Origin of the sequence: Fibrobacter sp. UWH9, from assembly GCF_900129715.1 — a bacterium.
In the GTDB taxonomy this organism is placed as follows: Bacteria; Fibrobacterota; Fibrobacteria; order Fibrobacterales; family Fibrobacteraceae; genus Fibrobacter.
The window spans coordinates 60,055-81,063 of record NZ_FQWP01000013.1 but is presented as its reverse complement, the minus strand read 5'-3'; the positions used below and the strand labels follow the sequence as shown (position 1 = coordinate 81,063).

General features: G+C 47.0%; 20 protein-coding genes and 1 pseudogene. 12 read left to right on the top strand and 9 right to left on the bottom strand.

All coding sequences use genetic code 11. The features are described from left to right. From BUB94_RS11280 to BUB94_RS11250, 7 genes and pseudogenes are all read right to left on the bottom strand, one after another. Positions 1-1,350, bottom strand: coding sequence for a sensor histidine kinase (locus BUB94_RS11280; protein WP_073237099.1), 1,350 nt, complete (start codon positions 1,348-1,350; stop codon positions 1-3). Position 1,351: 1 nt separating this feature from the next. Then, positions 1,352-1,791: pseudogene (locus BUB94_RS17510) on the bottom strand (response regulator transcription factor); the annotation flags it as partial. Between the two features lie 25 nt (positions 1,792-1,816). Further along, positions 1,817-2,194: a hypothetical protein gene (locus tag BUB94_RS11270; RefSeq protein ID WP_073237096.1), complete on the bottom strand. Its 378-nt coding sequence runs from the start codon at positions 2,192-2,194 to the stop codon at positions 1,817-1,819. 145 nt (positions 2,195-2,339) lie between these two features. Then, positions 2,340-2,981: a DUF4405 domain-containing protein gene (locus BUB94_RS11265; RefSeq protein WP_073237093.1), complete on the bottom strand. Its 642-nt coding sequence runs from the start codon at positions 2,979-2,981 to the stop codon at positions 2,340-2,342. A gap of 47 nt (positions 2,982-3,028) precedes the next feature. Beyond that, on the bottom strand, positions 3,029-3,514 hold the full coding sequence (locus BUB94_RS11260) for a flavodoxin (protein WP_217653130.1): 486 nt from the start codon (positions 3,512-3,514) through the stop codon (positions 3,029-3,031). A 50-nt stretch (positions 3,515-3,564) separates the two neighbouring features. Further along, a complete protein-coding gene (locus BUB94_RS11255) occupies positions 3,565-4,029 on the bottom strand; it encodes a MerR family transcriptional regulator (RefSeq protein ID WP_073160072.1) in 465 nt (154 codons plus the stop codon). A gap of 49 nt (positions 4,030-4,078) precedes the next feature. Beyond that, entirely contained in the window at positions 4,079-4,990 is a 912-nt protein-coding gene (locus tag BUB94_RS11250) for a LysR family transcriptional regulator (protein ID WP_073237088.1), read from the bottom strand. 82 nt (positions 4,991-5,072) lie between these two features. Between BUB94_RS11250 and BUB94_RS17385 the strand changes: the two genes are divergently transcribed. From BUB94_RS17385 to BUB94_RS11225, 5 genes are read left to right on the top strand one after another with little or no spacing between them, the layout of a single operon-like run. Continuing rightward, on the top strand, positions 5,073-5,636 hold the full coding sequence (locus BUB94_RS17385) for a DapH/DapD/GlmU-related protein (RefSeq protein WP_073237085.1): 564 nt from the start codon (positions 5,073-5,075) through the stop codon (positions 5,634-5,636). A gap of 2 nt (positions 5,637-5,638) precedes the next feature. Continuing rightward, complete coding sequence (locus BUB94_RS11240; RefSeq protein ID WP_073160077.1) at positions 5,639-5,878, top strand: cyclophilin-like fold protein; 240 nt, start codon at positions 5,639-5,641, stop codon at positions 5,876-5,878. Between the two features lie 22 nt (positions 5,879-5,900). Beyond that, positions 5,901-6,941, top strand: a complete 1,041-nt coding sequence (locus BUB94_RS11235; RefSeq protein ID WP_073237151.1) for an alpha/beta hydrolase — start codon at positions 5,901-5,903, stop codon at positions 6,939-6,941. A 3-nt stretch (positions 6,942-6,944) separates the two neighbouring features. Then, the gene (locus tag BUB94_RS11230; RefSeq protein ID WP_073237083.1) at positions 6,945-7,868 is read left to right on the top strand and encodes a carboxymuconolactone decarboxylase family protein; all 924 of its coding nucleotides are present in this window, start codon (positions 6,945-6,947) and stop codon (positions 7,866-7,868) included. A gap of 21 nt (positions 7,869-7,889) precedes the next feature. Continuing rightward, a complete protein-coding gene (locus BUB94_RS11225; protein ID WP_256375063.1) occupies positions 7,890-8,186 on the top strand; it encodes a twin-arginine translocase subunit TatC in 297 nt (98 codons plus the stop codon). Between the two features lie 47 nt (positions 8,187-8,233). On the opposite strand, the gene BUB94_RS11220 is transcribed toward BUB94_RS11225, so the two are convergent. Further along, positions 8,234-9,877 carry a bifunctional diguanylate cyclase/phosphodiesterase gene (locus BUB94_RS11220; RefSeq protein ID WP_073160080.1) on the bottom strand — a complete coding sequence of 548 codons (1,644 nt, stop codon included), beginning with the start codon at positions 9,875-9,877 and terminating at the stop codon, positions 8,234-8,236. Between the two features lie 12 nt (positions 9,878-9,889). Next, positions 9,890-11,647 (bottom strand): sensor domain-containing diguanylate cyclase, encoded by a 1,758-nt coding sequence (locus tag BUB94_RS11215; RefSeq protein ID WP_073160081.1) that lies wholly within the window; start codon positions 11,645-11,647, stop codon positions 9,890-9,892. 253 nt (positions 11,648-11,900) lie between these two features. Between BUB94_RS11215 and BUB94_RS11210 the strand changes: the two genes are divergently transcribed. From BUB94_RS11210 to BUB94_RS11180, 7 genes are all read left to right on the top strand, one after another. Next, a complete protein-coding gene (locus BUB94_RS11210) occupies positions 11,901-13,019 on the top strand; it encodes a 5-methyltetrahydropteroyltriglutamate--homocysteine S-methyltransferase (RefSeq protein ID WP_073237077.1) in 1,119 nt (372 codons plus the stop codon). A 230-nt stretch (positions 13,020-13,249) separates the two neighbouring features. Further along, positions 13,250-14,425 carry a trans-sulfuration enzyme family protein gene (locus BUB94_RS11205; protein WP_073237074.1) on the top strand — a complete coding sequence of 392 codons (1,176 nt, stop codon included), beginning with the start codon at positions 13,250-13,252 and terminating at the stop codon, positions 14,423-14,425. A gap of 231 nt (positions 14,426-14,656) precedes the next feature. Next, complete coding sequence (locus BUB94_RS11200; RefSeq protein ID WP_073237072.1) at positions 14,657-15,862, top strand: MalY/PatB family protein; 1,206 nt, start codon at positions 14,657-14,659, stop codon at positions 15,860-15,862. Next, positions 15,862-17,277, top strand: a complete 1,416-nt coding sequence (locus BUB94_RS11195) for a lanthionine synthetase LanC family protein (RefSeq protein WP_073237069.1) — start codon at positions 15,862-15,864, stop codon at positions 17,275-17,277. Before BUB94_RS11200 ends, BUB94_RS11195 begins: the two co-directional genes overlap by 1 nt. Positions 17,278-17,681: 404 nt before the next feature. After that, a complete protein-coding gene (locus tag BUB94_RS11190) occupies positions 17,682-18,482 on the top strand; it encodes an SDR family NAD(P)-dependent oxidoreductase (protein WP_073237067.1) in 801 nt (266 codons plus the stop codon). Between the two features lie 64 nt (positions 18,483-18,546). Further along, positions 18,547-19,545 (top strand): PLP-dependent cysteine synthase family protein, encoded by a 999-nt coding sequence (locus BUB94_RS11185; RefSeq protein WP_073237064.1) that lies wholly within the window; start codon positions 18,547-18,549, stop codon positions 19,543-19,545. Positions 19,546-19,563: 18 nt separating this feature from the next. Then, positions 19,564-20,970, top strand: coding sequence for a lanthionine synthetase LanC family protein (locus BUB94_RS11180; protein ID WP_073237061.1), 1,407 nt, complete (start codon positions 19,564-19,566; stop codon positions 20,968-20,970). The last annotated feature ends 39 nt before the right edge of the window (positions 20,971-21,009 follow it).

Here is a 21,009-nt window from a genome sequence, read left to right as displayed (position 1 = left end):
CTAAAATTCAACCTTGATTTCCGTTCCCACGCCAACAATAGATTTCATCTCTATTTTTGCGTGATGAACTTCGGCCACATGCTTTACGATGGCAAGGCCGAGGCCCGTTCCGCCAGTTTCGCGGGAGTGGCTTTTGTCCACACGGAAGAAACGTTCAAACACGCGTTCCTTGCAATCGTCGGGAATGCCAATACCATTATCCATTACGGTAATGGAAGTCTTAGCGACAGTCACAACAACCTTTCCATTTTCATTAGTATAGCGAATCGCGTTATCCACCAAATTGTAGATCATTTCAAAAATCAAGTTTTTATTTCCCTTGATTTGAGAATCCCCGGTACCCTGCAAGAACAACGTGATATTTTTCTTATTGGCATTAAGAGACAAAACACCAACGCAGTTGTTTGCCACAGTCCACAATTCCACATCTTCATTCAAATTGATAGAACGTTCGCCAGGCTTGTCCAATTTGGAAAGGGTCATGATGTCGTTGGTAATGGAAAGCATGCGTTTTGCTTCGCTATGAATTTTACCCGCAAAACGAACAGTATCTTCCGGCTTGGCGATTCCGGTTTCCAGCATTTCCGCATAGCCCGAAATTGTCGTAAGCGGAGTTTTTAATTCATGAGCAGCATTGGCAGTAAACTCATCTTTTAGACGGGCTGTCTTCTGCTCCTCATCGTGAAGCTTTTCAATGGTAATGGCTAGCTCGCGATTTTTATTTCGAATGGTCTTTACAAAAGGAGCGATTTCTTTATACAAGCAATCATCATCAAGAATTTCTGCATCATCCAATTTTTCAGAAAGTTTCTTAATAGGCCGCACGAAGGCTCTGCTGAGTCCCACCGCGATGAGTATGGAAACAACAATGATAACGCCGATCAACCCAAGCAAATAAGGAGTGGTCCTGGAAATCGCCCGTTGAATATTGGCCTGACGCATACCAAGGCGCAATATATTTCCATCAGAAAGTTTCAAGGCGTAATAATAGATGTTTGCATCCAAAGTCACCGAATGACGCATTCCCTTTCCGGAGCCAGTTTCAAACGCGGAAATCACCTCGGGTCGACGCAGATGATTTTCCATCTTACTGGATTCCCGATCACTTTCAAATAGAACATTCCCTTCTTTGGAAATCAACGTGATGCGTAATGAATCCGTCGTGAACTTTTTCAATTCCTTCGTAGGAGTCTGGTTATACGCGGCTTCAATCAAATGGGCATTTTGGCGTAAAGAATTTTGAAGCTGTTCTTCCATGGTCTCTTCAAAGACCTGGACAGAAAAATAAACAGCAAAAATGGTAGCGAGTACGCCCACATAAATCAAACTCATTCGGATTCGTACTTGCATTTTAAAGCTCCGCCTTATAGCCCACGTTTCGAACAGTCTTGATGATGTCATTGTTTTCACCAAGTTTTTGGCGCAAGGTTTTTACATGCATATCCACCGTGCGGGTTTCCAGCGTGAAATCAATACCCCACACACGTTCCATAATTTCCTGACGACTAAAAACAATGCCAGGGCGCTGCATTAGCAACTTTAAAAGTTCGTATTCCTTAAACGTCAAATCGCAAGTATGGCCCTCTACAGAAACAATATGGCGATTGTCAAGTAATCGTCAGCCCCCAAATCCAGCCCCTTCACCTTATCCAGCTCCGTACCCTTCGCAGTCAGCATCATTACAGGAACCTGACTGGTGAAAGACTGTGCACGCAATCTCTTTAGGATGCTCAGGCCATCTTCACCGGGAAGCATAATATCCAAAACAAATAGATTCGGTTTTTCACCTTCATTTGTCGCGGTATTACGTAGCTTTTCATCCGTCCACCGCTATTGCAAATAAATGTCCTCCGACGCCGCTATACTTCTGCGTACCAAGAACATGCTTGTTATTCCATGGAGCGGTACAAGCCCAATGCAGGTAAGCTGCCTTCATAACATCGTCTTTCTTGATTCCGACAAGACCTTGAATCTGATTATCATCCTTTAAAACTAGAGCGTAGATTTTGACGTCTTTGGGGATCGTCTCCCAATCGATTCCCCACCCATTCTTCTCGGTAAATGTCTTAATGCAAGCCTTGCTTTCGACCCTGAATACAAATGTTTCTTTTATCTCGCCCGTTTCAGAATCCTTAAGACAAGGGACTACCTCATCTATCCATATATTGACACAACCTTTTTGAACATTCGTCATACGGCACCTCTTGTTTCTAATTATTCTTGCTAGAGGCGTCTTCTCAATTCTGAAAACTTAGAATAAAAAAAGACGCACTTCTCCATTCGATAGAGAAACGCGTCGGACGGTAATGTAGGTAGATGCTACAAAACGGGCAAGGGGCCTAAGGAGATTTTACAAAAGTACTTTTCACTACACGCATCAGCGCGCATACACCAGCGGAGATTCCGAGTAGTTGAAGTACGGCGGCCGTTGTGCTGCTAGCTGCAAGTTTCCAGCCGCCGGTAACGAACATATAAACGTAAAGTTGGGCTTCTTTAAAGCAGTAAATACCTGCTGCAATGGCTGCGATGTAGGCGACAAAAAATAAAACTCGTTGCCATGTGTTGCAACGGTTCTCCAACTTTTTCAGAACGCCTTCTAAATGAATTCCCAGGTGAACGAGCATCACCATAAAGCCCCAGCTGCAACTTGCCAAATGAAGTTGTCGCGAGGTTTGCGTAGTTTTGATGGATGACCATTCAAATGCTAGGCCGCTCATAAAAATGGAGCTGATGGCCATGGTGATCATCAAGGCGAATAAAATCCAGTCGGTGACGTTCAGAAAAATGCGGCGTGCGTTCCATTGGCCTTTCAAAATAGTCTTATAAAACCAGCGGTTCAGAACATGATGGATCACAAATAAGACGAATAGGGAAATTCCCACTCGGCCGTGTTGCGGCAAATCATGGACGGCCCCGTAACTCATAAGGTACAGGAAACTGCCGTACATCACAACGTCTATGAGAATTTTTACTGCGCGCATTTTATTCCGTCGCGACGAACATTCCGCGACCCCTTCGGCGACGAACCTTACTTCAGCAGTCCTTCCACGAACTTCTTGATTTCTGCTTCGGAGCCGTGGTTGAATTCCTTGCCGCCTTTGTAAATGGCGCCCTTCGCGTGAGCACTCAAGTCCTTGCCACTCTGGCCGAAACCGCTGCCGCCACTGGTGCAAATGCCAATGACATTCTTCTTTTCGAAGCTCTGGCTTTCAACGAACGTGTACATGATTTTGGGTGCCTGGCCCCACCAAATGGGGTATGCCAAAATAACGGTGTCGTAACCAGCCAAGTCAATCTTGTTCTTGATGGCCGGGCGGCTCTTGGGATCGTTGCTTTCCTTTGTGGAACGGGACTTCTTGTCATTCCAATTTAAGTCTGCAGAAGTGTAAACCTGTTCAGATACCACTTCGAATAAGTCGCCACCTACGGCCTTGGCGGTTGTCTCTGCCACTTTCTTGGTGGTGCCGGTAGCGCTGAAGTAAACTACTGCGGTCTTTGCATTTGCTGTTGCCATTCCAAATACTCCTAGAATTAAAGCGATGATGAATTTTTTCATAAAAACCTCTATGCCGTTTCCTGCATGACCTTGTCGAAATCACCCGGCGAATCAAACAGCTTTTTCTTCAGTTGTTGTATTTTCTTTTGCTGTTCGGCGGCGTCAAGACTTCCCAACTTCACTGCCTCAGTGTATAGGATTTCCTTAAAACGGATCTTGTTCATGACCGTATTCAAACGCTCCATCTCCGCTTCCAATGCGATGCGGCGCTTCACGAAAAGATCCAGGCGCTGCTTGAGGGTGGAATCCCCCTTGCGATACCATTCGATGTACTGGCGGATTTCCTTGATCTGCAGGCCAGACTTCTTGAGACATTCAATCATGGAAAGCCATTGCAAATCTGAGTCTGAATATACTCGAATGCCGGAACTGTTTTTCGTTACGAAAGGCAGCAGGCCTTCCTTTTCATAATAACGTAACGTATGGACCGAAAGCCCTGTTTTCTTTGTCACTTCACCAATAGAATAACCCATAAAGTCTCCTTATGTACCCTACAATATAGCACCTAGAGTTAGCTCTAGGTCAAGGGGATTTTGTGAAAAATCCACGACTTATAGGTTTCTGTTCCATCTCTCGCAGGATTTCCAGGAACTTTTCGCAGGCCTTGGTGGCGATGCGGTTCTTTTTCCAGGCGACGGCGACCTTGATGGGGAACAGGGGCTTGAAGGGAACAAAGCAAAGTTTCGTGCCTCTTGTGTTTATGATTCCGTCAATAGTGATGACGCTGGCGACTTCGGCTTCGGTCAATTTCGATGCGTTGTAAAGCATGTCGTTGGTGCCTACTACGTTCAGTTTATCAGTGCTGTAGCCCAGCCAGGTGGCGAGTGTGTTATTGTTCCGCATCTGTCGCGAAAGAATCAGAGGCATGTTCAGTAGATCTTTCGGGGTGGCGAACTTCTTTTTTGCAAGGCGGTTCCCTTTCCAGGTCATAACACCCCAAGGAGACGCAATGGGTACGGAAATACTTTCGTAATTCGGAAGTACTGTCAAATCCACAAACATGCCGAAATCAGCGATGCCTTTGTCTAACTGGTAGCGTACAGTTTCTTCGTCGCCAGTAGTCATGTTAAATTTTACCTTCGGGTAGCGACGATTCATTTTCTTGATTGCCTGTGCAACGAAGGATACGCCTTCTATTTCGCCACAGACCACATTGATTTCTCCGGTAATTTCAGCTTCGTCCGCCTTCAATTCTGTGAGGGTTCTGTTGGATAATTCCAGAATATCTTCGGCGCGCTGTTTCAGGAACAGCCCCGCATCTGTAAGCTGGACTATTTTTGAACCGCGGATAAAAAGTGGCTTGCCGATTTCTTCCTCAAGATCTTTGATCTGCTTGGAAAGTGCGGGCTGCGAAACGCACATAAGATTTGCTGCCGCTGTAAAGTTCTGTTCATGGGCGACAGCGAGAAAATAGCGGAGATGACGTAGTTCCATACTTCAAATATAACTAAAAGTTATAGTTCGGTATGAAAACAAAGTATTGGTTATTTGTGAAATTCATGGCTAAATTTAGACCATGACCGTAGAAGAGTTCCGAAATTATATGGAGTCTGGCAAGCCTGTGGTTGCTGGCTCCGATGTTCACCAGGCAATGCACCTGTTTTCACAGCAGGCCATGCGCATTACTGCGAAAATCAATGGTGTTTACAACGAACCTGAAAAACTCCATCAACTGCTTTCTGAACTTTGGGAAATTGATTTGCCCAAGAATTTCGGCTTGTTCCCGCCTTTCAATACGGATTGCGGCAAGAATACCTTTATCGGCGAGAATGTGTTCATTAATTCTGGCTGCAAGTTCCAGGACCAAGGCGGCATCTACATTGGTGACGGAGCCTTGATCGGTCACAATGTTACCCTTTGCACCATAAACCACAATTCCGATCCTGAACATCGTGGGGATATGGTTTTCAAACCGATTCATATTGAAGAAAATGTATGGATTGGTGCCGGTGCCATTATTTTGCCGGGCGTAAGGATTGGCGCTGGAGCCATAGTTGCTGCCGGGGCGGTGGTCACAAAAAATGTGGTCCCAAGAACAGTGGTGGCAGGGGTACCTGCAAGGAAAATCAAGGAAGTTTAACCATGAAAAGGTTCATCGGGATTCTGGCTCTATTTTTTCTAATGGGTTGCAGTTCGGCATCTGCTCCGACAACTGAAAAGATGGAGATGAATGAGATTGCTAACAGCAATATTAAAGTCTCGGTTGGCGAAGTTTCCTTTGTCGCCATAATCGAGAATTCAGAAACGGGTAAGGCGTTCCTTTCGAAATTGCCTCTGACTCTTGACATGAATGAACTTCATGGAAATGAAAAATACCATTAACTATTCTGCAAACGAGACTACTATGCAACAAGTTGAAAAACTGGAACTGACCCAGGAATGGGATAAGGTTTTCCCCAAGAGCGAAAAGGTGGATCACAAGAAGGTCACCTTCGTCAATAACTTCGGCATTGCCTTGGCTGCCGACATGTACATTCCTAAGGATGCCAAGTTGGCTGCAAACGGCAAGTTCCCTGCCATCGCTGTTTCTGGTCCTTTCGGTGCCATCAAGGAACAGTCCAGCGGTCTTTATGCACAGACTATGGCTGAACGAGGTTTCTTGACTATTGCCTTTGACCCCAGCTTTACAGGCGAAAGTGGCGGCATGCCTCGTCGTACAGCATCTCCAGACATCAATACAGAAGACTTCCTTGCTGCTGTTGATTTCCTGGAAGCTCAGGAAAATGTGGACGCCAACCGCATCGGCATTATCGGTATTTGCGGATGGGGCGGAATCGGCTTGAATGCTGCCGCAGCAGACACCCGCATCAAGGCAACTACAGCAGTTACCATGTACGACATGACTCGTGTGGGCGGAAACGGTTACTACGATTCCGAAGATAACGAAGAGGCTCGTTACAAGGCTCGCCAGGCTATCGCCGCCCAGCGCGCCAAGGATTATGCTGAAGGCAAGCATCTTCGCGCCGGTGGCGTTGTGGACCCGCTCCCTGCTGATGCACCCCAGTTCGTGAAGGATTATTTTGGCTACTACAAGACTCCTCGCGGATACCACAAGCGTTCTGGTAATTCCAATGATGGCTGGAATGCTATTGGCACTCAGGCTTATGCAAACGCACGCTTCCTCCGTTACACCAATGAAATCCGCAGCGCTGTTCTCGTAATGCATGGCGAAAAGGCCCATTCCCTCTATTTCGGCAAGGATGCCTACAAGTACATGGTGGACGGCAATCCCGCTGCAGGAATCAAGGCTAACCCAGTGCCCTCCAACAAGGAACTCCTGGTCATCAAGGATGCCAACCATACGGACCTTTACGATGGCGGCGAAAACAAGAACTTTATTCCCTGGGATAAGCTGGAAAAGTTCTATACCGAAAACCTGAAGTAAACAATGAATATCCTGAAAAAATTGTTCGTCACTTCTCTAGCAACACTTGCATTTGCAAGTGTTTCTTATGGTCAAATCATGAAAAACGTTCTTACCATTCAGCAGCGGGACATGGCCATTATCGCCTGCTTGGAAGCCAAGGGTGACTTGGCAAAGCTTAGCAAAGCAATCAACAAGGGTCTTGATGATGGCCTCTCTGTAAATCAAGTCAAGGAAGCTCTTTCTCAGCTTTACGCCTATACCGGATTCCCCCGTTCTCTAAACGCATTGGGAACTTTGCAGAAGGTTCTGGATCAGCGTAAGGAACTGGGCAAGAAAACTGTTGAAGGTAAGGATGCTTCTCCGCTTCCCAAGAATTTCAATGCGTTGAAAGTGGGAACTGAAGTGCAGACAAAACTTTTCGGGAAATTCAATTACGCCTTTGCCCCCGCAACAGATTATTACCTGAAGGCTCATTTGTTCGGCGATATTTTTGCTCGCAACAATTTGACCATGCAGGAACGAGAATTGGTTACTGTGGCGGCTCTCAGCGGAATGGACGGTGTTCATCCGCAGTTGGCAAGTCACAAGGCTGGTGCTGTTAAAGCGGGTCTTACGGAACAGCAGGTGGAAAGCATTGCCATGACATTGCAGGATGCCAAGCTGATTCCTGGAATGTATGGCGGTGATTCCCCGTGGCCCCGCGGTGTTCCTAACGACGGTTTTGCAAAGTACTTTATCGGCAAAAGCTATTTGGCTCCTATGGATGCGGAAAATGGTGGCCCCATCAACGTGACTTTTGAACCCCGTTGCCGCAACAACTGGCATGTGCATCATAACCAGGTCCAGGTTCTGATCGCTGTCTCTGGCCGTGGCTGGTACGTTGAAGAAGGTAAGGAACCTCTGGAAATTTGTTCTGCCTGGGGATTTGTTTTCCGCTGCTTGTGAAGTTCGGCATGAGTTTCCAAAGTGAAACTTTGCAGCCTATCTTTGGCGTTTCCAATATTGTGGCGCTTGCTCTTTGGCTCTCCCTTGCCTTTTGGATGTATGTTCCAGTTTCCTTTGGTAACGTACGCCCTGATCCGTGCTGACATTGTCTATTACGAAACTGTATGCCACGCGCGCCCCTATGTGGTGGTGGGCATTCTGGTCCTTGCCGCCTTACTCACGCCGCCGGACATTGTCAGCCAACTGATTCTAGGTGTGCCTACTTATCTACTTTTTGAGGCAGGGCTTCTTGCTGCCCGCAGGTTCAAAAAACGCTAGAAAGCCCTGGCTTCCTAGCGTTTTTTTGCTTCGTTTTTTACAAGTGCTTACTTGCAAAACTTTTTCAGGAATTCACCGATTTCAATGGGCTTAGAATAGTAGTATCCCTGGAGGCTTGTGACGTTGAGTTCACGAAGTTCGTTGCGCATACCTTCGGTTTCGATACCCTCGGCGCAGACTTCTGCAGAGAAGGATTTTGCAAGGTCGCTGATGAACTTTACCGTGTTTCTATCCTTAGCGTCATTTTCGATATTCATGACGTAGCCGCGGTCGATTTTCACGGTGTTCACCGGAAGGTCGCGCAGAATTCCCAGCGAGGAGAAACCTGTGCCGAAATCGTCCAAAGCGATGCGCACGCCCTTTTTGCGGAGAGCGCTGAATATCTTCTTTAACTGATTGATGTTCAGCAGGCGGCAGCGTTCTGTAATTTCAAGGCAGAGGTTTTCTGCAGGGAACTGAGTTTCTTCAAGAATGTCTATGACATCCTGGGCGAAATCACCCTTTTCCAGCTGGGCGTAAGAGAGGTTCACGTTGATGATAAAACCTGGATTGCCCATCAGAATTTTCTTGCAGTCTATAAGGGCCTGTCTCAGGATCCATTTGCCCAGTTCTGGGAAGAGGCTGTCCTGTTCCAAAACGGGAATGAAGGATAGCGGCGGAACCACGCCATAGACGTCGCTACGCCAGCGGATCAGGGCTTCGGCTCCCTTCAATATTTCGGTTTTTGTGTCAACTACGGGCTGGTAACAGAGGTAGAAACCGCTGCAGTTGTCGATGATGCAGTTGCGAATGAAGTTGATTCTTTTCAGAGTGTCCTTCTGATCGTTGTTCAGGGCTTCTTCGAAAAGATACAGGTCTCCATGGCGGGAGTTCTTGGATTCCGCAAAGGCGTATTTTAGGCAGGAATAGACTGTGTCTGCGGTAACGGAAAAGTCTGCAATAGTAACTGCCCCTGCGCAAAGTGAAAGGGCGATACGGTCCGATGCCACGTAGAAGTTCTGTGCCACCAATTCCTGCACGTCGCGGTAGACTGTATTCAGTTCCTCGATGGAGGAATTCTCGGAAATAACGGCAAACTTTGTTCCGTCCATACGGTAGGTAGTGCCCATACCGCGGAATGCCTGCTGCAAGATAGAACCGAACTTGCGGAGGATTCTGTTTCCGAAGGCGTAGTTGTAGATGTCGTTTGCTCTGGAGAAATCCTCAAGTCCGATTATGATGGTGCTGATTTTCTGCTTTTTCCAAAGGCAGCCTTTGATATCTTCCAGGAAACCGTAAAGGCTGCGGAGATTTGTGATGGAATCCGTGTAGTTCAGGCAATCGTGATTCTTGATGATTCCGCAGAAGTACGCCGGGGTTCCGTCATCGTCGGGAATGGATACTCCGCTGCAGGTGCAAAGAACGTATTTGCCGTCTTTGGCCATTGCTCGGTACTGGATGTTGTGACTTTTTTCTCTACCCTCAAAGACGTCTGCAATGCTGGTTTCGAAATCTTCACGGTCGTCGGGGCTGATGTGGCCAAGCCAGATGTGACCTGCGCTTTCCATGTATTCTCCGGGAAGGCCGAAGTAGTCAACTGCGGCCTTGGACCATTTGGAGTAATCGTTCTTGATGTCGCATACATAAACGTATGCGCCGTCTGCGGCGATGGAGTAAGCTTCAAAAAGAGCGTCTAATTTTTGCGTATTCATTTTGTGTCTCCATTACCCGATAAAAACCTGATTCTTGCCATTGTTCTTTGCTTCGTATAGAGCGCTATCGACTCGTACACAGACCATGTCGGCGTTCTCGCCTCGCAGTGCTTCTACGACGCCGACACTGATTGTTTTTCGTCGTGCCTTGGGGAACAAGATTGCTGCAAAGGATGTCCTGATTTCGTTTGCGATTTCTGCCGCTTTATGGCAATCGATGCCGGGAAGAACTACCATGAATTCTTCGCCGCCCCAGCGACCGCAAGAAGCGTCGGGGTTGCTCTTTTCGACGGTTTCCTTGATGACCTTTGTAAGGCCGAGGATGACGTTGTCTCCTTCCTTATGGCCGTAGGTGTCGTTGACCATCTTGAAGTTGTCGATGTCCATCATAATGAGACTGACCTTTTTGCCAGTGTTGTTGTAATCTTCCAGAGCTTCCCTGATTCTGCGTTGGGTTTCGGCACGGTTGCAGAGATTGGTTAAGCTGTCTTCGATAGCCATCTTTGCCAGTTTCTGGTTGGCTTCGGCCAGTTCCGCTGTAGCGGCTTCGATGAATTTTGCCAGTCGGCTGATCATTGAAACCTTGCCCGAGAAATTTTCGGAATCCATTTCGAAATGGGCCTTGTCATCGATGGGTCCTTCGCGCATGGCGGCGATGACTAGGGTGACGTTATGCTGGATCAGATCCTTGTCGGTACGAAGGAATTCGCCGGAAGTGTAGAAACCCGAAGTGGGTGCGATGCTCTGGAACGGACCTGTTTCTTTACTGATTTCGTCGTTGCCCCAGAATGTTCTGCGAGCGGCGCAAGAGAAAACCTTTAGGATCTCAGGTTGGAATTCCGCAATTTTGCGGCCACCTTCTTCAATACTGTTAAGAATGGTCCATGGATCGCCATAGGCAATTCTCGCGTAGACGTTTTCTTCAATGTTGGAAGTCATGGTGAGGGACCCGTCGGCGTTACTTGCGATGGGGGCTCTCAGGATGTTGATTCCATGATGTTTGTAGAAGAAGGGAAATTCTAGGGTGTTGTAGAAGAAATGCTCGTTGTTGGGAATGTTCAGATACTTGTAGTAGGCGTCGTAGGCCGGCTTGCCGTCCAGTTCCTGCAAGATGCTTCCGTTTGCCTTGGTCACGAGGAATTCCCTACCCAGGGGTTTCCAGCCGGTAATATGTGTTGTGTGAATGTTTAAGTCATCGCCTCCGCAAAGCAGGAAGACGACGCCTTTTTCTGAATAGCCCCTGGCCTTGGAGAATACGCAGGCGTTGTCGTTGTTCAAGTCTATGTTGAATGCGCCACCGCCAAAAATCTGAATGTCTGGGTTGATTTCAGTGCAAGCCTCGCAGAACGGAGTCATGGACATGCCGCGAATAGTCGCCAGTAATTCGATGGCTTTAACCCAAGGACGTTTTTCCAATTCTTTTTTCAGGTTCTCGATAGCATCCAGTGCATTGTCTTCCGATAGAGGATATTGCAGTAGGTGTACCTGGGTAGAAGGGTATTCGCAAATGGTACAGACAACTACGAAGGGGGAGTCCGAAAGTCTGCCTTCGGTGATGGTTCCGTTTGTGGAACACCCGAGGTACTGAGCGTCCGGCATTTCGCTCTCGATGATTTCGCAGGCGAGATCGATTTGCTCCTGGTCAATGTTTTCTGCGTAGATACTAAAAACGACAGCGGAGGTCACCTTGGACTTTCGCCACTGATTGATTTTATCGAGCTCTCTTTTGAGCTTGCCGACACCTGAAAACTCAAATTGAAACTGTTTCACGTTACTTATGTAGAATAAAATGTCCGACTTGTATCAATTAATGTAAGAAAAATATATTCCAATTTGGAGAAATATGTCATAAAATTTTTGATTTGATGCATCTTATTATAGGAAAAATCTATAATAAGTGCTAAAAATTAAGTATTGGACAAAGTAATATTGCCTGTTTTATATTTGTCGCCGTTCATAAATAACTTCCGCCTTTGAAGGCGGCGCGGGTACGATTCCGCGAAAACATGAAAAGGAAAGACAAATGACTCAGAACAATACTCTTATTACCCATTTTGATGTGGTTGGTAGTTTTCTCCGCCCGGCAGCCGTAAAGCAGGCTCGTGCAGATTTTAACGAAGGTAAGATTACCCTTACGCAGTTTAACGAAATTGTCAACCCCGAAATTGTGAAGCTGGTCGAAAAGCAGAAGAAGGCTGGCCTCCATTACATTACCGATGGCGAATACAACCGTAGGTTCTGGCATTTGGATTTCTTCTGGGGATTTGAAGGCGTGGCTCACGAACGTGTGGGCGGCGGCGTTCAGTTTGCCGGTGAAGTGGCCGATTTGGATGCCACTTTTTTGGTTGGGAAAATCAAGGCGAAACCGCATCCCTTTGTGGAGAACTTTAGGTTTGTAAAGTCCCTGGAATCTGAAGGACATGTGGCAAAGCAGACTTTCCCGGCTCCGGCCCAGCTGTTCCAGCAGCTGATTGTTCCGCAGAACATCGAGACTACCCGCAAGTTTTACCCCACCAACGAAGAGCTGATTCAGGACATCGCTTACGCTTACCGTGCCGTGATCCGTCAGTTCTATGATGCCGGCTGTCGCGTGATCCAGCTGGATGACTGTACCTGGGGCGCCATTGTTGGCGATGCTGCCGCCCAGCGTTACAAGGCTCTTGGCCTGGATCTTGAAGATGTGAAAAAGCAGTTGCTTTTGGTGAATAATTTGTCTGTGGAAGGTGCGCCGGAAGACTTGATTATCAATACCCACATCTGTCGCGGAAACTATCACTCCACCTATTTTACTAGCGGCCCCTACGATTCCGTTGCGGATTACGTTTTCGCCAACGAAAATGTGGACTCCCTCTACCTGGAATATGATGACGAACGCTCTGGTGGTTTTGAGCCTTTGGCAAAGGTGAGTGCCGACAAGAAGGTTGTCCTTGGCTTGATTACTTCCAAGACCCCCCAGCTGGAAGACAAGGCTGCTGTTATCGCCCGCATCAAGGATGCCGCAAAGTACATTCCGCTGGATCGTCTGTCTCTTAGCCCCCAGTGCGGTTTTGCCTCTTGCGAAGTGGGCAACAAGTTGACGGTGGAAGAGCAGTGGGCAAAGATTGCCTTGGTGAAGGAGATTACCGAAGAAGTTTGGGGTTAAAGCCGACAAGAATTTCTATTTGGTTAAAGGCGGCCGTTCCCTTTGGGGGACGGTTGTTTTTTTATGGTATGCGTTCTTGTATTGCGGTATAAAAAAATCTTATATAAACCGCTAAAAATTAAGTATTGGACAAATTGAAAACTGCCTTCTATATTTGGTCTCGTAAATAATCCTACTAAAATGCTGGGAAATAAAAGGTTGATGGCCATTCGAAAAAGGAGGGCGCGAACATGAGCTTAGGAATTGAAACACGATGTATACACGGTGATTTGAAACGTTTTGACAAGGATTCTACGGGATCCATCAGTTTTCCCATTTACCAGACGGCAACTTTCGCTCACAGGGGCGTTGGCAAGTCTACCGGTTTTGATTATAGCCGCTTGCAAAATCCCACCAGGGAACAGCTTGAAAAGATTGTAGCTTCGCTGGAAGGTGGTATAGATGCTCTTGCTTATTCTTCGGGCATGGCGGCCATTACCGCCCTCTTTGAAATTTTTGAACCGGGCGACAACATTATTATTGACTCCGATCTATATGGCGGAAGCATTCGTCTGTTTGATAATGTCAGCAAGAAAAACGGTCTAGAAATTACCCGTGTAAATTTTGCTCAGGACAATATTGAAAATTTTATTAAGCCCAATACCAAGGCCCTTTATTTTGAAACTCCCACCAATCCCATGATGAACATTGTTTCTGTTCGTCGCATCGCGGGAATTGCGAAGACTCACGGAATCTTGTGCATTGTGGATAACACTTTCCTTTCGCCGTATTTCTTGCAGCCGCTGAAGTTGGGAGCGGATATCGTTGTGGAAAGCGGAACCAAGTTTTTGTGCGGTCATAATGATACCTTGGCGGGCTTTCTTGCTACGAGCCGCCAGGATATTGCGGAAAAATTCCGCTTCCTCATCAAGACGGTGGGCTCGGGCCTTGCACCTTTCGATAGCTGGCTTTTGCTTCGCGGTATCAAGACTCTGCCTATCCGCATGGAGCGTCAGTCTCAGAATGCCTTTGAAATTGCAAAGTGGCTGCGCAGCAATAAGCATGTGAAGAAGGTTTATTATCCGGGTTTTGAAGATTATCCAGGTCACGATATTTTGAAGGATGAAGCTACTGGTTTTGGTAGCATGATAACTTTTGAAGTGGAATCCAGGGAATTGGCTTTGTATATTTTGGAAAATGTGAAACTGATTCAGTTTGCAGAAAGCTTGGGCGGTGTGGAATCCTTAATTACTTATCCCATTACCCAAACTCATGCGGATGTGCCTAGGGATATTTTGGAAAAGAACGGGATTACTCCCAGTGTGTTGCGACTTTCTGTGGGAACTGAAAATGTGAAGGACTTGATTGCGGATTTTGAAAATGCGATTGTAGAGTTGCACTCTGGAAACGACGGCGCTTATGTTTAAGAGGTGTGAGGGTGGCCTGCGGCCTTTGAGGTATGAGGACGCTTCGCTTTGAGTGACTTATATGTAATGAGGTGCTTGTCAGTGTCATTCTGAGCGAAGCGATATATGAAACTAGGAACTTTAGTTCCTTAGTTGAATTAGGTTCGAAGGAGCAGAATCTAGCTTAGATTGCCACGTCGCTAGCGCTCCTCGCAATGACAAATGTGTACGGAAAAAAAGAGGATTTCAAAAATGACGAAAGAGAGAAATTTAAACTTTGACGAGATTGTGGATCGTCGCGGTACCAACTGCCTGAAGTATGATTTTGCAGTGGAACGCGGCGCATTAAAGCCGGGCGAAGATTCTAACGGTTTGTTGCCGCTGTGGATTGCGGATATGGATTTCAGAACGTCCTCCTTTGTTCAGGATGCTCTGATCCGCTCTGTGGAACATGGCATTTTTGGCTACACCGAACCCAAGGCCGAATACTTCAGGGCGCTTCAGAATTTTTACCGTCGTCGCCACAATTTTGAATTTGATCCCAGATGGGTAATCAAGACTCCAGGCGTCATGATTGTGCTGGCCTTGGCAATCAAGGCCTTTACGAAAGTGGGCGATGCCGTGCTGATTCAGCAGCCGGTCTATATGCATTTCCCGGATGTGATTCTGCAGAACGATCGCAAGCTTGTCAGCAACGATCTCGTTTACGGCGAAGATGGACGCTATCACATTGACTTCGAAGATTTTGAAAGAAAGATTGTGGAAAATAATGTGAAGTTGTTTTTGCTTTGCAGCCCCCACAATCCGGTTTGCCGCGTATGGACTCGTGAAGAACTTTTGCGCGTTGGTGAAATCTGCCTGAAGCATAATGTGTTCGTTGTCGCCGATGAAATCCATAACGATTTCGTTTTCGAAGGAACCCACACCGTGTTCGCTTCCCTGGGTGAAAAGTTCGCGGACAATTCCATTACGGTAACGTCTCCCACAAAGACATTCAATCTGGCTGGCCTCCAAATCGCCCACGCCTTTATCAAGAATCCCGAAGTCCGCAAGGCCATCCGCAAGGAAATCGATGGCATCGGTTACAGCCAAGTCACGATTCCTGGGCTGGTTGCCGCCCAGGCCGCATACGAACACGGCGAAGAATGGCTTGAAGCGTTGAAAAAGTACCTGAAGGGAAACATCGATTTTGTGGACAAGTTTGTCAAGGAAAATCTGCCCGGCGTAAAGCTTGTTCCTATGGATGCAACTTATTTGGCATGGCTGGATTTCAAGGGCACTGGGCTTTCCACCACGCAGGTAGATGATTTGATTCGCAATAAGGCACGCCTGTGGCTCAACAGCGGAACCCTCTTTGGCAAAACCGGAGAATGCTTCCAGCGTGTGAACCTGGCTTGCCCCCGCCGCATTTTAGAAGAAGCCTTGAACCGCATAAAAAAAGCTTTGGAGGCTCTTTAATGAAACTTAAAACCACAAGTCTGCTGAAGAAAAATACTCTTGATGATTATCTGAATGCGGCCATCGGTGCTGCCCGTTGGATTCAATCCTTGGAAGTGAAAGAAAAAGTGGGCAAGACCTGGAAAATTTTTCCAGATGGTCAGAATGGCTATAAGGACAACCCTTTCGTTGGCAAGACCAGTTTTTATGCGGGTTCCGCCGGCATCGGCTTTTTCTTTTTGCGCTTGTACCAGGTGACTAGCGATGAGCAATGGCTTGACGAAGCCAAGGCCGCAGCGGAATATATTCTTGCCAATCCCCGTGGACTTGAATTTTATCATAAAGTTCAGAAGCGTATAGCCACAACAAAGAAAAATTCTGCTCCGGAATGCAATGCTGCAGGCCCTGTAAACGGTTGGTCTTTTAGTTACAAGGTTGGCCCCATTAGCGAAGGTCAGTTTGTTTACGCACTTTATCGCGAAACCAATGACAATCGCTATTACGAATTTGCAATCCGCACCGCCAATACATTTGTAGAGGCTGCCATTGAAGACGAAAATGGATTGCACTGGAGCGACTTCCGCGACATCGTAGGTGACGCTGGCGGCATCGTCTATTTGCTGCAGGTCTACAAGGATACCCGCAAGAAAATTTATCTGGAAGCCGCCAAGAAGGCTGGTGCCTACATTGAAAAGTTTGGTCGCCCTGCAAAAAACGGTGGAACCTATTACAACCTTTATGATCTTGAAAGTGTTGGAGAAGGCGAGAAGGGAGCCGTGCATGTAAACTTCTCTCATGGTTCGGCAGGTACGGCTTACTTGTGGGCAGCTCTTTACGAAGCTACCAAGGATAAGCGTTACTTGAAGCTAGCCGACGATGTGATTAAATATCTGGAAGGAATTGCCGTTGGCGATAAAACTTCTGTGCTGTTCCCGTACCAGGATCATCCGGAAAAGGGTCCCCTTGACAAATTCTATTTGGGCATGTGTGGTGGCCCTATCGGAGCGAGTTTGCCTTTCAAGAAATTGTATGAACTGACTCATGATGAAAAATATTTGCAGTGGGTGAAGCGTTTGTATGCAGGCCTTGTTAAGGCTGGTGTTCCTGAAATCAAGTCCTGGGGCTATTGGGGAAGCAAGTGCATTTGTTGCGGAGGCCCCGGCGCATTGGAATACTTTGCAACACTCTACAAAACCTATGGAGACGCTCAATACCTGAAGCTGGCCCATCGTTCTGCTGATGTCTTGTTAGGTGAATCTTTTGAGGAAGAAACGGGCCTGAGCTGGTACGGAGCCTGGGATCGTGTGAACCCCAGTCGAATCGTCAGCTACACCGGATTCTACATCGGTGCCGCAGGCGTTGCTGGATCTCTACTGAAGCTCATTGCTGCCGAAAAGCATATACAAATCGCAGAATTTTTTGAGTACTATCTGTAGTCTTCAGAAATTGAGTTAGAAGAGATATCAATTTTTGTTATAGCAGGCCCTAGAAAAATAGTATGTACAGAATGTCTTGCCAAAGCTAAAATGAATTCTATATTTATTCCTACAAGATTGATAGGGAATTAGAGAATAGCTTCAAGTTCACCTAAGCATTCGAAGGAGTTCATTATGTGTAGTGACTGTCGAATGCCCCAGGGCATTCTGAAAATAAAATAGCTGCTTGACTCAAACTTCAAAAGTCCTTGATGATTTGGCCGTAGCAAGTAGTTATAAAAAAAATAGGACGAAAGCCCCGACACAGTGTCGGGCAGAATCAAATAAAAATACTCAACGGTACAAAAAAGGTTTAACGAACCGGTTTCTGGGTATTGTCAAATCAAAAAAAGGAAATTGAAAAAATGAGTGAAAAGAAAGTTGTTGTTATTACTGGTGCTGCACAGGGAATTGGTTTTGCTGCGGTTAAGAAGTTCCTTAAGGAAGGCTGGGCTGTTGCCGCCACCGATATCAAGAAACAGGAACTTGACGAACAGGTTGAAAAGTTGAAGGCTGCCGGCCATAACGATATTATCGGTTATGAACTGGACGTGTCCAACTTCAAGCAGGGTCAAGATGTGATCAACCAGGTTGCCAAGGATTTTGGCCGCATCGACGCCTTGTTCAACAACGCAGGCATTACCGGCCACCGCAAGGGCATCCTGAATTATGATCCGGAATTGGTGAAGCAGGTGGTGGACGTGAATCTGTGGGGAAGCACTTACCTGATCCAGCATGTGGCCAATGTGTTCATTGAAAAGGGAATCAAGGGATCCATTGTGAACGTGTCCAGCTTCGTTGCAAGTTTTGCAGAATGGTCTCCCTTCGCTTACGGAATTTCCAAGTCTGCTGTAGATGGCCTTACTCGCGCCGCTGCATTCCGCCTGGGCAAATTCGGCATTCGCGTAAACTCGGTGGCTCCGGGATGCACTAAGACTGAAATGGCCATCAAGTACGATTATTCGGATCCCAAGGTCCGTAAGATTCAGGAAGATCGCACGGTTTTGAATCGCTGGATTGAACCTGAAGAAATTGCCGCTGGCGCCTACTTTCTGGCAAGCGATGAATCCAGCGCTATTACGGGAATCAAGTTGCCCATTGATGCCGGCTACTCCATCACCAAGGATGATAATAAGGAAAGCCTTTATGGTGAAGCTCAGTGGTAAGGCCTAACTAAAAAATTAAAGCAAAAAAATTTAATGGCGTAAATCGCAAAAAAGGATTTCATACATGTCTAATATTCATAAGTCTATTGCAGAACTCGTTGGTAACACTCCCCTTGTCGAACTTTCCAATTACGAAGAACAGCATGGTCTCAAGGCTCACATCATTGGTAAGCTTGAATACCTGAATCCCACTGGCTCCGTGAAGGACCGCCTTGCTCTGGCTCTCATTCAGGATGGCGAACGTCGCGGTCTCATCAAGAAGGGCGATACCCTCATCGATGTGACTAGCGGTAACACGGGTATTGGTCTTGCCGGTATCGGTCATGCGCTTGGTTACGAATTCGTTCCTTACCTGGAGCCGGGTACCACTGTTGAACGTACCCAGATTTTCGAAGGCTATGGCCTTGATCTTCATACTCTTTACGACATCGATGAAGTGAAGGATTTTGAAAAGACTGGCCTTGTGTTGGATGATCTCATTAACGGCATCAAGCGCATCGCAAATGAAAAGGGCTTCTATTATACAGGTCAGACTGTAAACGAAGCAAACCAGGAATTCCATTACAATACCACCGGTCCTGAAATCTGGAAGGATACGGATGGTCAGGTGGATTACTTTGTGGCAATGGGCGGTACTGCTGGTACTATTGTCGGTACCGGCCGCTATCTCCGCGAAAAGAACCCTAACGTGAAAATCGTGGGTGTTCAGGCTGCAAAGAGTTCCCGCCCGGATAGCCCTGATTTTACAGGTCACATTGTGGATGGAACCTTGCCTTTGAGCGGTGTGGCTGATCCTTTGATCCCCACCCTGATCAAGACTAACGAAAACAATGGCTTTAAATTCGACGAGGTGATTGATGTCAAGGCTGAAGACGCTTATAAGACAGCTCAGGAAACTGCAAAGACTGACGGCCTCTTCCTTGGAACTTCTGCAGCGGCTGCACTTACAGCCGCAATCGAAATTGCAAAGCGCCCTGAAGCAGTAGGCAAGAACATCGTTGTGATTTACCCGGATAACGGTTACAAGTATCTGTCCACCGAACTCTATAAGAGAAAGAAGTAATTATGGGAGGGCTCGTTAATGAAATTGAATTTTGTTCAAAATCTTGCTTTAAATCCGGCGAAGTCTACCGATGATTATTTGGCATCTGTCCTTCAGATTGTAAAGTACCTTCGTTCCAATGAAGTTGTTACTCCCCAGGGTAAATATTGGAAGGTAAGTCCGGAACCGGGCAACGAATATGTGGGCGACCTGATTGTGACTCCCAAGAGTCTTTACGCAGGTTCCGCAGGCATTGGCCAGTTCTTCTTGCAACTTTTTGAAGTGACCAAGGATGAACAGTATTTGCAGGAAGCCAAGGATGCTGCAGAATATCTGCTGAATACTTATGAAGGTCCCGAATTCTTTTCCAACGTCTTGAATGGGGCGGATGGCGGTGTGTGGCCTGTGAAGGGATGGGGCACTAGTGTGTATGCTTCTCCTGCCGGCCAGGCAATCTTCCTGGATCAGCTTTATGACCATACCGGCGACAAGCGCTATCGTGATTTCTTGATCAAGGCAGCCGATGATTCCATTGAGGCTGGCGAAGATGACGGTACGATTCTGCATTGGTCGACAGAAGCTGACCTGATGGCTGACGGTTCCTATGCTTTCTTCTTCCTTTATGTCTATCGTAAGACAGGCGATGAAAAGTATTTGGAAGCCGCGAAGAAGGTAGTTGCCTTTACGGATACCCGCATTGTTCACGCCAAGGAAGGCGGCATCTATTACAAGAATGTGGATCTGACTTTGGTGGGCTGGAAATCCAGGGAATCCGCTTTCCCCAATTTCAGTCACGGCGCTGCAGGAACGGCTTTCTTGAATGTTCTTCTTTACGAAGAAACCAAGGATCCTGCTTATCTTGAAAAGGCGAACGAAGTTGTGAAATTCCTGGCTGCTATTGCAGAAGGTGACGAAAATGGAGCGTTAATCCCGTACCTCTACAATCCTGAATTAGGACGTTTCCATGACTTCTATTACCTTTCCACTTGCCATGGCCCTGTGGGAACCTCGATCCTGTTCCGCAAACTTTACGACGTGACCGGCGATAAGGAAAATCTCCAGTGGGTTGACCTTCTGACCAAGGGGATTCTGAAGGCTGGTGCTCCGCTGAAACATACTCCGGGGTACTGGAACAGTTACTGCCTCTGCTGCGGTGCCCCGGGCGTTTTGGCTCACTTCGTAAAGACTGCAGAAGTTCTTGGAAAGGATTCCTACATCGAACAGGCGAAGGTTACTGCCGATAAGCTGCTGGGCGATTCCTATAACGATGACAAGGGCCGTCGCTGGTATGCTGCCTGGACCCGCAAGATTCCGGGCTTCGTGGAAACCTACACAGGCCTTTACGATGGCGCAGCTGGCGTGGGATCTGCACTCCTGTACCTTTACGCCCACGAAAAGAATATCAAGATCAAGACGGAAACGTTGGAATATCTGTTCCTGAAATAATCTCTGAAAACTAAAAATCCGTACAACAAAGGGAACTCC

Bases quoted from the DNA above. Each gene is read 5' to 3' on its own strand.
- BUB94_RS11280 (WP_073237099.1), bottom strand. From the start codon at position 1,350: ATGCAAGTACGAATCCGAATGAGTTTGATTTATGTGGGCGTACTCGCT.
- BUB94_RS11270 (WP_073237096.1), bottom strand. From the start codon at position 2,194: ATGACGAATGTTCAAAAAGGTTGTGTCAATATATGGATAGATGAGGTA.
- BUB94_RS11265 (WP_073237093.1), bottom strand. From the start codon at position 2,981: ATGCGCGCAGTAAAAATTCTCATAGACGTTGTGATGTACGGCAGTTTC.
- BUB94_RS11260 (WP_217653130.1), bottom strand. From the start codon at position 3,514: ATGGCAACAGCAAATGCAAAGACCGCAGTAGTTTACTTCAGCGCTACC.
- BUB94_RS11255 (WP_073160072.1), bottom strand. From the start codon at position 4,029: ATGGGTTATTCTATTGGTGAAGTGACAAAGAAAACAGGGCTTTCGGTC.
- BUB94_RS11250 (WP_073237088.1), bottom strand. From the start codon at position 4,990: ATGGAACTACGTCATCTCCGCTATTTTCTCGCTGTCGCCCATGAACAG.
- BUB94_RS17385 (WP_073237085.1), top strand. From the start codon at position 5,073: ATGACCGTAGAAGAGTTCCGAAATTATATGGAGTCTGGCAAGCCTGTG.
- BUB94_RS11240 (WP_073160077.1), top strand. From the start codon at position 5,639: ATGAAAAGGTTCATCGGGATTCTGGCTCTATTTTTTCTAATGGGTTGC.
- BUB94_RS11235 (WP_073237151.1), top strand. From the start codon at position 5,901: ATGCAACAAGTTGAAAAACTGGAACTGACCCAGGAATGGGATAAGGTT.
- BUB94_RS11230 (WP_073237083.1), top strand. From the start codon at position 6,945: ATGAATATCCTGAAAAAATTGTTCGTCACTTCTCTAGCAACACTTGCA.
- BUB94_RS11220 (WP_073160080.1), bottom strand. From the start codon at position 9,877: ATGAATACGCAAAAATTAGACGCTCTTTTTGAAGCTTACTCCATCGCC.
- BUB94_RS11210 (WP_073237077.1), top strand. From the start codon at position 11,901: ATGACTCAGAACAATACTCTTATTACCCATTTTGATGTGGTTGGTAGT.
- BUB94_RS11205 (WP_073237074.1), top strand. From the start codon at position 13,250: ATGAGCTTAGGAATTGAAACACGATGTATACACGGTGATTTGAAACGT.
- BUB94_RS11200 (WP_073237072.1), top strand. From the start codon at position 14,657: ATGACGAAAGAGAGAAATTTAAACTTTGACGAGATTGTGGATCGTCGC.
- BUB94_RS11195 (WP_073237069.1), top strand. From the start codon at position 15,862: ATGAAACTTAAAACCACAAGTCTGCTGAAGAAAAATACTCTTGATGAT.
- BUB94_RS11190 (WP_073237067.1), top strand. From the start codon at position 17,682: ATGAGTGAAAAGAAAGTTGTTGTTATTACTGGTGCTGCACAGGGAATT.
- BUB94_RS11185 (WP_073237064.1), top strand. From the start codon at position 18,547: ATGTCTAATATTCATAAGTCTATTGCAGAACTCGTTGGTAACACTCCC.
- BUB94_RS11180 (WP_073237061.1), top strand. From the start codon at position 19,564: ATGAAATTGAATTTTGTTCAAAATCTTGCTTTAAATCCGGCGAAGTCT.